Genomic DNA, 11,845 nt, shown 5'->3' on the forward strand with positions numbered 1-11,845 from the left:
CTTTGCTGCGAGGCACTCGTCAGAGCGTCCGCGCGATGATCTCCTTCATGATCTCGTTGGTTCCGGCGTAGATCTTCTGGACGCGCTGATCGGCCCACATCCGGGCGATGGGGTACTCGTTCATGTAGCCGTAGCCGCCGAACAACTGCAGGCATTCGTCGGCGACGACCATGGCACGGTCGCTGGTCCACCATTTGGCCATCGCCACGGTCGGGATGTCGAGCTTGCCGTCGATGTGTTTGGTGATGCAGTCGTCGACGAAGACGCGTGCGATCCGCGACTCGGTCGCCACCTCGGCGAGCTTGAACTTCGTGTTCTGGAAACCGAAGATGGGGCGCCCGAACGCCGTTCGTTCCTTCGTGTAGGCCAGCGTGTGCCGCAGTGCGGTCTCCATCCCGGCGACCGACGCGACGGCGATGATGAGACGTTCCTGCGGCAGCTGCTGCATGAGCTGGATGAAACCCTGCCCCTCCTCGCTGCCGAGGAGGTTGCTCGTGGGCACCCGCACACCGTCGAAGAACAGTTCCGAGGTGTCCTGGCCGCGCTGCCCCACCTTGTCGAGCACGCGTCCGCGGCGGAATCCCTCACGGTCGGCCTCGACGAGGATCAGGGAGATGCCCTTGGCGCCCTCGCTCGCGTCGGTCTTGGCCACGACGATGATCAGATCGGCCTGGGCGCCGTTGGTGATGAAGGTCTTCGACCCGTCGATGACGTACTCGTCGCCCTGCGCGATCGCCTTGGTCTTGACGTTCTGCAGGTCGGATCCGGTGCCGGGTTCGGTCATGGCGATGGCCCCGACGACTTCACCGCTGGCCATCTTGGGCAGCCACGTCTGCTTCTGCTCCTCCGACCCGTACTGGAGCAGGTAGTGGGCGACGATGCCGTTGTGCAGGCTGACGCCCCACGAGGAGTCGGCGATGTGCGCCTGCTCCTCGATGAGTACCGCTTCATGGGCGAAGGTACCCCCGCCGCCTCCGTACTCCTCGGGAATCGACATGCACAGCAGACCGAGTTCGCCGGCCTTGTTCCAGAGGTCGCGGTCGACGTGGTGCTGGTCGATGAACTTGTCGATATTGGGCTTGACCTCCTTTTCGCAGAAGCTGCGGGCAAGGTCACGCAAGGCGGTCAGGTCGTCGTTTTCCCAGGAAGAGCGTTCGCCCATGGTGGTGGAATCCCATCGTCGTCGAAAATCGTGTCAGAGATGAGCGTAACAATCACCAATGGCATTGTCGTTTCGGGGCGCCGCCTCAGGCATTGCCCTTCGACCACACCGCCCAGGGGATGTTCCAGTCCCCGAGTCCGTCGGTGCCCGAGAGCGTTCCGCCCACGGTGTTCTTCACGATGACCGGATCACCGCGCAGCGTGTTGTTCATGACCCACAGGGCGTTGTCCGGGCTCAGGTTCAGGCAGCCGTGACTGGTGTTGGTGTTGCCCTGGGCCCACACCGACCAGGGAGCGGAGTGAAAGAAGATGCCGCTGTAGGACATTCGGGTCGCGTAGTCCACGGGCGTGCGATAGCCGTCGGCCGAGCCGACCGGGACACCGTAGGTCGACGAGTCCATGATGATGTTGTCGTGCTTGTCCGAGACGAGATACACCCCGTTGTCGGTGGGGGTGGACTCCTTGCCCATCGACGTGGGCATGCTGCGGACAACCTTGCCGTCCTGGACAAAGGTGACCTGTTTGGTGTTGTCGTCAGCGGTGATGATCATCGACCGGCCGATCTTGAACGAGGACTTGAGATTCTCCTGGCCGAAGAGCCCGCCACCGAGGTCGATGCCGTAGGTGTTCACCGCGACGTCCACGGAGGTGCCGGGCTTCCAGTACTCGGCCGGACGCCAGCGCACCTCGGTGTCGCTGATCCAGTAGAAGGCGCCTTGCACCGGCGGATTCGTGGTGATCCGGATCGCGTTCTGCGCAGCGCGGCGGTTGGTGATCGCCTCGTCGAACTTCACCGCGACGGGTTGGCCGACGCCCACGGTCTCCCCGTTGTTGGGGGTCAGATAGGCCTGTGTGAGGTTGCTCGGCGCCCGCGTGGTGAACGAGACCTCTTTGGAGGTGGAGCCGCCGACCCCGGCCGCGTCGGCGGTCAATGTGTAGGTCCGGTTGTAGCCCAGCGGTTCTCCGCTGACCCACTCCGTGCCGTCTTCCGACAGGGTCCCGCGAACGGTGGAGCCGTCCGCCTTCCCGATGCGGACACCGGTCAGCGCGCCCTCGCTCGCCCGAACCCTGATCGGCGCGCCCGGCTGGATACCGACCGCGTTGTCGGCGAGCGTCTGCTCGTTCCATTCGGTGATCTCCACCCCTGGCTTGAGGAGGTCGTCGTAGAGCACCGAACTGCCGACGGCGTTGGAGTATTGCGGCTTCTGCGAGCACGAGGTCACCAGCGCGATGACCGCCACCAGAAGCCCACCGATCATCAACGATGACCGCAGCCGAGTCCGACCGTTCCCCATCTCACTCCCACCTGACGCCGATGCCGACCCACACACATCAGGGAGTCGGCGAATTCTGCACCAAGTGTACGAGATCTCGGATATGCCCGAGTTGTCGCGCCCGCGAGCCCGCCCGACCGAATGACACCTATCGACCGCGCCTGGACGGCACGCGCCTTGCCGATGGTGGTGTCAGGCGGGCGGTTGCGTCGTCGTCGCAGCGGTCGTGGTGGCCGCGCGGCGGCGACGGCGGAGTCGAATCCACAGAAATGCGCCGACGGCGAAGATCACCGCGGCGATGATCACGCCGACCAGGGTGCCCCCACGGAATCCCGGAGCCTCGACGTCGAGGATGCGCTCACCGGCATGCGCCCCACTCCCCCCGCCGGCGACGACGGTCAGGGTGAGCAGATTTGGTATCGACGCGACGACGGCAAGCACGACGAAGGCCAACGCCCAATATCGGGTCTGACCCCAGCGACGGGCGCGCCAGGCGAGCGCCAGCAACAGGAGTGAGACGAGCGTGCACACCACCCCGAACGCGATGCCGTAGAAGCTGCCGGTGGTGATGCTCTGGCCGACCGCGGAACCGATCTTCTGTGACCACCAACGCGGCAGGAACGCCGCCAGGATGAAGTATGCGATGACCGCCAGCACGACCACTACGGCGATGGCAATGGTCTTGACCGCCCACGACGGGAGTCCACCCTGGCGCTTGTCGTCGGGCACCACGGTCGAGGGGTTGTCGTTCATGGAGACATCGTTGCGCTCGGTGTCGCAATTGCCAAGTTCAACCCGCGAGACCGTGACCGCTTCGATACGCATCGCCCCGGCTCGAGCAACTGACCAGAGCCACGAAAGGGCGCTCGCGACTGGTCAGTACCGGTCACGGGGGCAGTGCTTCCCGCCATCACGGCCTCGAACCCCTAATCCGCTGATTGAGAGTGCCGGAAAGCCGGTTCGTGGCCGATTCACAAACCCCAACGGACCCCGCAGTGATTCACTGCTGGGATGAGCAATCAACCCGACGGTGGTGACCTTCCGCCCCAGATCGACTTCTCCCGATTCTCGGGATGGGTGAGGTTCGCGGACTTGCCTACCGCGGACGTGCCCCGCGGCCCGGGCGTCTACGTCGTGGTGAGAGGTACCGACGAACCGCCAGTGTTCCTCGACGTCTCACCGGCAGGCCACTGGAAGGGCCGCGATCCCACCGAACTCGTCGACGCCCTGCAGGACCGCTGGGTGCCCGAGAGCCGAGTGCTCTATATCGGCAAAGCCAATGTCGGCACGAGCGGACGTCGGGGCCTGCGTCGCCGTCTGGACGAGTACCGCCGCTACGGATCCGGGGAACCCGTCGCCCACTCTGGTGGCCGTCGCATATGGCAGCTCGCCGACCACGCGGACTTACTCGTGGCGTGGAGGGAGACCCCGGACGCCGACGCTGCGGCCATTGAGAGCTCCATGATCCTGGCATTCGCCGAACATTATGGGCGCCTGCCCTACGCCAACGCGCGTCGGTGATGGGATGTCGGGTGGCCGGGCGCTGAAACCCATTAGGTGCTCCAGCTCCTCGGCCGCGAACACTCCCCGATCCCCGTCGTCGAGGTCGACCGCGCCCGGGCGGAATGTCACGGTTCGCTCGCATCTTCCGTGGCTTGAGGGCAGCCCCTCATGGTCGTGGTGGGCGCCGTACAGATCGTCCCGCGGGAGGCTGACGAACTGTCGCCGCGGCCTATCCGACCAGGGCTGAGGCAGGTGACGGCCACAGCACGGTTTGCCGGGCGCGCTCATGTCGCTTGCAGAGTTGACGCGACGGCGGAACTGGCAGAGCAGCGCCACCGTGAGGCGCGCCTCACCTCCCTCGTATGCGAACACCCGCTCATACTTGCGATCCGCCTTCCCGGCATCTGTCGCTTGACAAGAAGCCGACAGATGCTTCAGATGCATCGATATCCGAGGTTTATTTCGATGGTCGGGCAGAGCCAGATTGTGTGAGCTTAGTGAAGTCACCCGTCCACCGAACGCCTTCGATGGTAAGAATGGCATCGGAAAAATCGCCCTCTTCCCCTGGGAATTGCCAGGCTACCTTGCCTTCAAATCCCGGATCAAGAGGAGCGTGGGGCAGAACGTCCGATGCGGCTGTCCGCTCATTTCCAACCGAAAAATAGGCTCGGTTCTGGTTCAAGTTATACGATGATGTCGACTGATTATGGAGCGTAGCAACGACATAGGTGTCGCCCTGGCCGGAGTCCAGCCAGGCGAGTGCGACGGTAACGCCTGGTGAAACCTCCTGCGGATCTCCATTCAAAGCGAGAAGCACCTGCTCAGAATCGCTGGACACACCGATCCCCTCAGAATCACTGCTGGCGCAAGATGACATTGATACACAAATTACCGCAATAATCGCCACAGAATGGCCTTACGCGTCACGCTGCACACCCTCCCCAGTTCGCCGTTGGCGGCGTTGTTCGAGCGGGTCGCGGTGCCGTTGGGTAGCGAGACCACTCCCGGGGGGTGCCACCAAACCTTGTCGGCGCATCGACTCCGCGAGCGTCTTCTCGCTGGCCGTCCATCCCTCAGATCGCAGATCTACATGCAGACAGGGCGAACCGTGCAATCGGCGTAGCTGCGTGAACTTGACCTTGACCGCACGGTCCACCGTGTCACAACGACAGTCCCGAGCGGTGTGAAATTCTCTTGTCGCGCCAGCTATTTGGAAACGCGCACACCATTTGCAGAACCAGGCCATACTCACGCCAAATAGCGCGCACGTGACCGTGTGCGGCACTCGATAGGCGGTCCTCTGCTCGGCGATGAAGCGGGCCAGGATCACTTCGTCGCCTCCTTCACCCACCGGACCACCGATCGTTGTAGAACATCGCGCTCCATCCGCAACTCGGCCACCTCAGCGCGCAACCGCTTGAGCTCGGCAGCGCTATCGCTACTGCCCTCGTCCTGGCCGTCGGGCTCGGCACGTGCACGGTTGACCCAGTTGTCAGGGTGGGGGACGCTGGTCACGAGCCGTCCGGCAAGTCCCTCACGTGTCGTGGTTTCGGGCCCGATACCGAGGTCTTGACTCGCCACAGCAGATCCGCATTGGTTGCTATAGCTTCGCGCCACAACGTATACGAGAACACTCCACGATCAGCAGTTGGCTGCCAACTTGTACCGAGCGGTGGGAGATCGAGATCGCGTTCTATGAACTCAAAACCCATCAACGTGGGCCCCGCACAGTGCTGCGCTCGATATCCCCCGATGTGCTGCAGGAGATTTGGGGACACTTATGCTGCCATCACGCGATCCTATCTTTGATGGTCGAGGCCGCCAGCCACGCCGGCCACGACCCAGAACGAGTCAGTTTCGTTGCTGCACTGAGGATTAGCCGCCAATCAGTCGCCCCACCAGGGTGACTTTCCCCCCTGACGACCCTGAGGTCTGCCACCGCAGCCGGCAAACCTGCCTACGCCGCCTAGCCCGCCGACTCAACCCCAGGCACCGCCGCCGAGAGTGGAGTCCTGTTGAGTGGTGTATGACTGGCCCGGTGGCTGCGAGCCTCCCACGGTGAGCGCGGCCATCGGGTGATCCTTCGAGTGAATTCTCTACGTCCGACTCGAAAGGAACGACCACGATGACCGCTGTCCCTCAGGGTATCGACCCTGCCCAGTTTCTTCACGACCACCTTACCCAGGCCTCCCCGGATCTGATGCGCCAGATGCTGACGACGTTCATCAACGCGCTGCTTTCCGCCGATGTCGACGCGGTGTGCGGGGCCGGCTACAACTCCCGCAGCACCGAACGGGTCAACTCCCGCAACGGCTATCGCCACCGCGAGCTCGATACCCGGGCGGGCACCATCGACGTCGCGATCCCGAAACTGCGGGCGGGCACCTATTTCCCGGACTGGCTGCTCGAACGGCGCCGCCGGGCTGAGGCCGCGTTGTGTTCAGTGGTGGCCACCTGTTACCTGCTCGGTGTGTCGACCCGGCGGATGGACAAGCTGGTCCAGTCGCTGGGGATCACTGGTCTGTCGAAGTCACAGGTGTCGGTGATGGCCGCCGACCTGGACGAGAAGGTTGATCAGTTCCGCACCCGCCCTTTGGATTCCGGACCGTACACGTTCGTCGCCGCGGACGCTTTGACGATGAAAATGCGTGAAGGTGGGCGGGTGATTACTGCGTCGGTGATGGTGGCCACCGGCGTCAACGCCGACGGGCACCGCGAGGTACTCGGGGTGCAGATCGCCACCGGCGAAACCCACGCCGGCTGGCTGGCGTTCTTCCGCGACCTGACCGCCCGGGGCCTGTCGGGGGTCGAACTGGTCACCTCCGATGCCCACGCCGGGCTCGTGGAGGCCGCTGCGGCCACCCTGGGCGGTGCGAGCTGGCAGCGGTGCCGCACCCACTACGCAGCCAACCTGATGAGTGTGTGCCCGAAAGCCGCGTGGCCCGGGGTCAAGGCGATGCTGCACTCGGTCTACGACCAACCCGACCCCGCCGCGGTGGCTGCCCAGTACGACAAAATGCTCGACACCCTCGCCGAGACTTTGCCCGCCGTGCACGCCCACCTCGACGCCGCTCGCGCGGATGTGCTGGCGTTCACCGCTTTCCCCAAAGAGCTCTGGCGCCAGATCTGGTCGAACAACCCCAACGAACGACTCAACCGCGAGATACGCAGGCGCACAGACGTCGTCGGAATCTTCCCAGACCGCAACTCCGTGATCCGCCTCGTCGGAGCCGTCCTGGCCGAACAACACGACGAATGGATCGAAGGCCGCCGCTACCTCGGCCTCGAGGTCCTGACCAAAGCCCGCACCACCACCACGACCACCACACCCGACACCACCCAGGAGGTACCCGCACTCACCTAACCGACACGCCCGAACGAAGGATCAACCCATACACCACGCCAAAGGACTTGACCTCGCAGTCCCGATCGCCCGCCGAAGGGGATATCGGCGCCGCTGGCCCGATAGCGAGTGCTCAGTCGTGAGATGCCACTCCTCGTGCCGCTGGTAGAGGCGGGCTACCGCGGCCTGGTGATGTGCGTGGCACAGTTCATGTCGCGAATAGCGACGTCGTTTTGAACCGATCGTCGACGCCGGGTCGCAGCGACTCTCCTCGTCTTCGAGCGTGATCGGCCGCCTTCGGATGGCAGCTCTGGGGGGACGAGAAGAATTCAGCTCAATGGGGTCAGCTGGGCTGCAATATCGGCGGTGTCGAGGATGACACGTTCGCTGACCACTTTGCCGTTCTCGTCGAAGTCGACGATGGCGACCATCTCCAGCGCGATCGTGTTGCCCGTGGCAGGCAATCCCGCATAAAGGCCGTCGTGCGTGCCGTCGAACCTCACCAACATCGCACCGGTGAGTCCTTCCTGACCCAGCGGCGTGATGGTGGCGCGGAGGTCGCTGAACGCACCGAAGAGCGATTCTTCGCGCGAACGCAATGCGTCGAGTCCGGCCTGGGGTCCGGTGAGGGGCGAGTTATAGGCGGCGGGTTCTGCCCACAGTGTGAGTACTGCGGCAGGATCGTGGGCGTTGACCGCGGCAGCTGCGGCTACAGCAAAGTCGTGAATGTACATGTGTTGGTACTTCTTTCGTTTGTCGATCGTTGGTGGAAACTGGTCACTTGCTTCAGGGGCGTACGGACCGTTCGGCCGCCGCGATGGCGACCCTGGCGGGCAGTCGGGTACTCAGGGCGGCGAGTGCGGCGTTGGAGAATCCGTCGACGACATCGGGTCGGTGGCGACGCAAGGCGCGCAACGCCGTGTCCACCACGTCGTCGGGAGTGCGTCGCCGCCCCACGGATGCGGCCTCGCCGACGATGTCGAAGAATTCTGTATCTGTGGCACCTGGACATACGGCGATGACGCGGACGCCGGTCGACTTGGTCTCTGCCCACAGCGCCCTGGTGAAGGAAAGGACGAACGCCTTCGTCGCGCCGTAGACCGCCATGTGGGGGATTGGCTGGAACGCCGCGGTACTGGCGATGTTGATCACCGTGCCGCTGCCTCTGGCCGTCATCGCCGGCAGGAACAACGTGGTGAGTTCGGCGAGGGTGGTCACGTTCAGTTGGATCTGGGAGACGATGTCGGCTGAGTTGGCCGTCACCAGATCCCCGTGGGCGCCGACTCCCGCATTGTTCACCAGGACGTCGACACTCAGGCCTTGTGCGACAACGTCATTGAACAATGTGGTCCCGGCGCCGGGGCGGGACAGATCACCGGAGATCACGCGCACGTCGGTGCCGTGCGATGCGTGTAGTTCCTTGGCGAGCGTGTTCAGCACGTCGGTGCGGCGAGCGACCAGGACCAGTCGCGCGCCGTGGGCGGATGCGCGCTGGGCAAAAGCGCGCCCGATCCCGGATGACGCGCCGGTGACGAGCACCGTCTTTTCGCGCAACAGTGCGTCTGCGAAGTCGGACATGGATTCTCCTTCAATAAATAAACCGACTGGGCGGTATGTCAAATGTATGAGAACTATCGGAGCTGAATGCGCAAGAAGGGGTACCGATGACGAACAGACAGTCAGGCAGGACTGTGGGACGACCTGCGGGACCGACGGCCAAGGGGGCGAGTACCCGAGCGCACATCGTCGACTCGGCAGCGACGGTCTTCGCCGACCTGGGCTACGACAACGCACGGATGTCAGTACTGGTCGACGCCACCGGCCTCACCAAGGGAGCCGTCTATTTTCATTTCGACAGCAAGGAGTCGCTGGCGCTGGCGGTCCTGGAGGACAAGAACCGTGAGTGGGTCAGCAAAGTGCGCAGCGCCTTGTCGAGCGTCCCCGCAGGTCGTCGTCTGGAGGCGCTGCTGCCGACGATGCTCACCATTCACCGAGACGACCCGACGGTGTGGGCGGTGTCGAAACTGACCCGTAACCTCACCGACCTGGGACAGGACAGTCCGGTTCGTCGACGGGTGGCCGAGGTGAACCAGGAATGGGTCGATCTTGTCGGCGCAGTAGTCGGCGAAGCCCAGGAGCGCGGGGAGGTGCGGGCCGATCTCGACTCGGTGAGCGTCGCCATCGCCTTGGTCGGCGCCTTCGACGGACTGAAAGCGTTGCATGACACGCTGACCGAGGACGGTACCGAGCCGTTTGCGTCGGGTGCGCAAGCGCTCGGTGCGATGGTGGTTGCGGGCCTGGCGCCTACGGGTGGTGCGTGAGTCCTTCAGACCACCGCACCGGCTGGTCACCGTGCGGTCCAAACAAGTGCAGGATCTCGACGGTTGAGTTGTCCGCCGGGCCAAACCAGTGGGGTTCTGCGGTATCGAATTCGGCGACCTCGCCCGCCGTGAGTATCTCGTCGCGCTCTGCGACGATGACGCGCAGCGTCCCGGCCAGGACGTAGAGCCATTCGTAGCCCGGATGGGTGACGAGCTTCAGTGCGCGAGGGGAGAGCACCTGCTTGAACACCTGAATCCGTCCCGGATAGCCGGTCAGGGGGATGACGACGCTGCCGGTGTCGTGTCGGAAGGGCGTCAGGTGCACCCGCGGATCGCCGCTGGGCGGTGGGGCGATGAGTTGGTCCAGTGAGACGCGGTAGACCCCGGCCAGCGGGATGAGCAGGTCCAGCGTCGGCCGTCGCTTGCCGACCTCGAGACGTGACAACGTGCTGGCAGTGAGTCCGGCGTCGTTCGCGACCGTTTCCAGGGAGAGCCGGCGTTGCTGTCGGAGCCGGCGCAACCGTGGTCCGATGGCGTCCAGGATCGCGGTGACATCGGCATCGGGTGTCGGCGGTGCGTCACGGTTCACCGCTCAAGTGTGACGGCCTGTGTGTGGCACGGCCGGATTGTTTGCGGTTTCTGCAAGAACGCTGGGGATCGCTGAAGTGGCCAGTGCACACTCACGTCGTTCTGTTCACGCATCCAGACCACGAGACAGTGGTCCAAGGGGGTTCGCCTGTGTCCACTGCCGAGTCCGATGTCCTCAGCGCATCCAGACGCCGGTTGGTGCTCGTGGTGTGCGCGTCGAGTCTGTTCCTCGTAGGGCTCGACACCACGATCGTCAATGTTGCTCTGCCATCTATTGGTGACGGTCTGGCGATCGGCGCCCGCGGACTGGAGTGGGTCGTCGACGCCTACACGATCGTGTTCGCAAGCCTGTTGATCACCTCGGGTGCCATCGCCGACCGATTCGGTCGACGTCGGGTGTTCCTGATCGGCCTGATCGGGTTCGGTGTGACATCGCTGTTGTGCGCGCTGGCACCGAACGCGGGTGTGCTGATCGCGGCCCGTGCGCTGCAGGGGCTGTCAGCGTCCATGCTGAGTCCGGTCGCGTTGGCCATCGTCGTGGCGGCGACGCCGGATCCACGCGAACGGGCCAGGGCGATCGGCGTGTGGGCGTCGGTATTCGGGCTGAGCTTGGCCGCCGGGCCCGTGCTCGGTGGCGTGCTGCTCCACAACTTCGAGTGGCGATCGGTGTTCTGGATCAACGTGCCGCTGGTGCTCGTAGCCCTGGTCACTGTGCTGACGGTGGTGCCGGAGTCGCACGGTGTGCGGACACGGCGTCTCGATCCGGCCGGTCAGCTGCTGCTGATTGCCCTGCTCGCGCTCGGCGTCGGCGCACTCATCGAAGGGCCACATGTCGGGTGGACCGCGCCGCCGATGCTGGCGATCTATGCGGGTCTCGTCGTTGGGGCGGGTGTCTTCATCGGTGTGGAGACACGCCACTCCGCGCCGCTGATCGACCTCTCGGCATTCGGTCAACCCGAGTTCACCGCGGCCGTCCTCGGGGCCTTGGCCGTATTTGTCTCGATCTCGATGACCCTGTTGTTCACCACGTTCTACCTCCAGGTGGGACGCGGCTGGGCGCCCATGGCGACGGGCCTGGCCGTCCTTCCCATAGCCGCGGGCGCGACGGTCTGTGCACCACTCTCGGGCCGGATGGTCGCTTCGAGGGGCCCGCGCAGGCCGCTGTTCATCGCTGGTGGCTTCATGGCCGCCGGTGGTTTGCTCGCTTGGATGGCCACCGGGTCATTGTTCGGTGACGGTGACGTGTCGGTTCTGCTGCTGCTGGTGGCGTACGCGTTGTTCGGGGTCGGTATCGGTTTCGCGAACGCGCCCATCACCAACACCGCGGTGAGCAGTCTCCCAGCCGAGCGGGCCGGTGTGGCCGGCGGCATCACGTCGACCGCCCGGCAGGTCGGTGCCGCCGTCGGTATCGCCGTGGCCGGAGGATTGCTCGGCTCGGCGTTGACACCTGCGAGCGATGTCAGATCGGCCGAGCTTTCCGGGGTGCTGGCCCCGGGATGGCTCATCGTCGCCGCCTGCGGTATCGGCCTCATCCTGCTGGCCACTGCCGCAACCACAAGCGCAGGGAAGCGAACAGGTCGACCCCAGTCTTGAGGGCCTGAACCTCGATCCACCGATCGGCTTTTTGATGTCTCGTGAAATGTGTTGTGTATGTT

The 11,845-nt window shown here is 64.4% G+C and carries 12 protein-coding genes and 2 pseudogenes; 5 read left to right on the forward strand and 9 right to left on the reverse strand.

Annotated elements, in window-relative coordinates; translation table 11 throughout:
* Window positions 1-19: 19 nt before the first annotated feature.
* From P3L18_RS11025 to P3L18_RS11035, 3 genes are all read right to left on the reverse strand, one after another.
* A complete protein-coding gene (locus tag P3L18_RS11025) occupies window positions 20-1,162 on the reverse strand; it encodes an acyl-CoA dehydrogenase family protein (RefSeq protein WP_079929403.1) in 1,143 nt (380 codons plus the stop codon).
* An 85-nt stretch (window positions 1,163-1,247) separates the two neighbouring features.
* The gene (locus P3L18_RS11030; RefSeq protein ID WP_014359688.1) at window positions 1,248-2,456 is read right to left on the reverse strand and encodes an Ig-like domain-containing protein; all 1,209 of its coding nucleotides are present in this window, start codon (window positions 2,454-2,456) and stop codon (window positions 1,248-1,250) included.
* A gap of 171 nt (window positions 2,457-2,627) precedes the next feature.
* The gene (locus P3L18_RS11035) at window positions 2,628-3,188 is read right to left on the reverse strand and encodes a permease (protein WP_079929412.1); all 561 of its coding nucleotides are present in this window, start codon (window positions 3,186-3,188) and stop codon (window positions 2,628-2,630) included.
* A gap of 258 nt (window positions 3,189-3,446) precedes the next feature.
* Here P3L18_RS11035 and P3L18_RS11040 point away from each other — a divergent pair, with 258 nt between their 5' ends.
* A complete protein-coding gene (locus tag P3L18_RS11040; RefSeq protein ID WP_079929402.1) occupies window positions 3,447-3,956 on the forward strand; it encodes a hypothetical protein in 510 nt (169 codons plus the stop codon).
* A 439-nt stretch (window positions 3,957-4,395) separates the two neighbouring features.
* Here the strand turns inward: P3L18_RS11040 and P3L18_RS11045 are convergent, their stop codons facing one another.
* The 3 genes and pseudogenes from P3L18_RS11045 to P3L18_RS11055 all read right to left on the reverse strand — a co-directional run.
* Window positions 4,396-4,776, reverse strand: a complete 381-nt coding sequence (locus tag P3L18_RS11045) for a hypothetical protein (protein WP_139765665.1) — start codon at window positions 4,774-4,776, stop codon at window positions 4,396-4,398.
* A gap of 488 nt (window positions 4,777-5,264) precedes the next feature.
* Window positions 5,265-5,453 carry a hypothetical protein gene (locus P3L18_RS11050; RefSeq protein ID WP_079929400.1) on the reverse strand — a complete coding sequence of 63 codons (189 nt, stop codon included), beginning with the start codon at window positions 5,451-5,453 and terminating at the stop codon, window positions 5,265-5,267.
* Window positions 5,453-5,584, reverse strand: a pseudogene (locus tag P3L18_RS11055) (IS4 family transposase); the annotation flags it as partial. The gene P3L18_RS11050 and the pseudogene P3L18_RS11055, both read right to left, overlap by 1 nt.
* Window positions 5,585-5,605: 21 nt before the next feature.
* Between P3L18_RS11055 and P3L18_RS11060 the strand changes: the two are divergent.
* Together P3L18_RS11060 and P3L18_RS11065 are read left to right on the forward strand one after the other, a co-directional pair.
* Window positions 5,606-5,845 (forward strand): annotated as a pseudogene (locus P3L18_RS11060) (IS4 family transposase); the annotation flags it as partial.
* Between the two features lie 218 nt (window positions 5,846-6,063).
* Complete coding sequence (locus tag P3L18_RS11065; protein ID WP_276114077.1) at window positions 6,064-7,302, forward strand: IS256 family transposase; 1,239 nt, start codon at window positions 6,064-6,066, stop codon at window positions 7,300-7,302.
* A gap of 308 nt (window positions 7,303-7,610) precedes the next feature.
* Here the strand turns inward: P3L18_RS11065 and P3L18_RS11070 are convergent, their stop codons facing one another.
* Window positions 7,611-8,015, reverse strand: a complete 405-nt coding sequence (locus P3L18_RS11070) for an ester cyclase (RefSeq protein WP_079932267.1) — start codon at window positions 8,013-8,015, stop codon at window positions 7,611-7,613.
* A 52-nt stretch (window positions 8,016-8,067) separates the two neighbouring features.
* Window positions 8,068-8,859 (reverse strand): SDR family oxidoreductase, encoded by a 792-nt coding sequence (locus P3L18_RS11075; RefSeq protein WP_079932266.1) that lies wholly within the window; start codon window positions 8,857-8,859, stop codon window positions 8,068-8,070.
* Between the two features lie 113 nt (window positions 8,860-8,972).
* On the opposite strand from P3L18_RS11075, the gene P3L18_RS11080 reads away from it, so the two are divergent.
* Window positions 8,973-9,602, forward strand: coding sequence for a TetR/AcrR family transcriptional regulator (locus tag P3L18_RS11080; RefSeq protein WP_276114078.1), 630 nt, complete (start codon window positions 8,973-8,975; stop codon window positions 9,600-9,602).
* On the opposite strand, the gene P3L18_RS11085 is transcribed toward P3L18_RS11080, so the two are convergent.
* Window positions 9,586-10,191: a helix-turn-helix transcriptional regulator gene (locus tag P3L18_RS11085; protein WP_079932264.1), complete on the reverse strand. Its 606-nt coding sequence runs from the start codon at window positions 10,189-10,191 to the stop codon at window positions 9,586-9,588. The two genes, P3L18_RS11080 and P3L18_RS11085, sit on opposite strands and share 17 nt — an antisense overlap.
* A gap of 149 nt (window positions 10,192-10,340) precedes the next feature.
* Here P3L18_RS11085 and P3L18_RS11090 point away from each other — a divergent pair, with 149 nt between their 5' ends.
* Window positions 10,341-11,783 carry an MFS transporter gene (locus tag P3L18_RS11090; protein ID WP_276114079.1) on the forward strand — a complete coding sequence of 481 codons (1,443 nt, stop codon included), beginning with the start codon at window positions 10,341-10,343 and terminating at the stop codon, window positions 11,781-11,783.
* The last annotated feature ends 62 nt before the right edge of the window (window positions 11,784-11,845 follow it).

This window comes from Gordonia sp. N1V (assembly GCF_029269935.1).
Classification (GTDB): Bacteria; Actinomycetota; Actinomycetes; order Mycobacteriales; family Mycobacteriaceae; genus Gordonia; species Gordonia polyisoprenivorans.

Bases quoted from the DNA above. Each gene is read 5' to 3' on its own strand.
- P3L18_RS11025 (WP_079929403.1), bottom strand. From the start codon at position 1,162: ATGGGCGAACGCTCTTCCTGGGAAAACGACGACCTGACCGCCTTGCGT.
- P3L18_RS11030 (WP_014359688.1), bottom strand. From the start codon at position 2,456: ATGGGGAACGGTCGGACTCGGCTGCGGTCATCGTTGATGATCGGTGGG.
- P3L18_RS11035 (WP_079929412.1), bottom strand. From the start codon at position 3,188: ATGAACGACAACCCCTCGACCGTGGTGCCCGACGACAAGCGCCAGGGT.
- P3L18_RS11040 (WP_079929402.1), top strand. From the start codon at position 3,447: ATGAGCAATCAACCCGACGGTGGTGACCTTCCGCCCCAGATCGACTTC.
- P3L18_RS11065 (WP_276114077.1), top strand. From the start codon at position 6,064: ATGACCGCTGTCCCTCAGGGTATCGACCCTGCCCAGTTTCTTCACGAC.
- P3L18_RS11070 (WP_079932267.1), bottom strand. From the start codon at position 8,015: ATGTACATTCACGACTTTGCTGTAGCCGCAGCTGCCGCGGTCAACGCC.
- P3L18_RS11075 (WP_079932266.1), bottom strand. From the start codon at position 8,859: ATGTCCGACTTCGCAGACGCACTGTTGCGCGAAAAGACGGTGCTCGTC.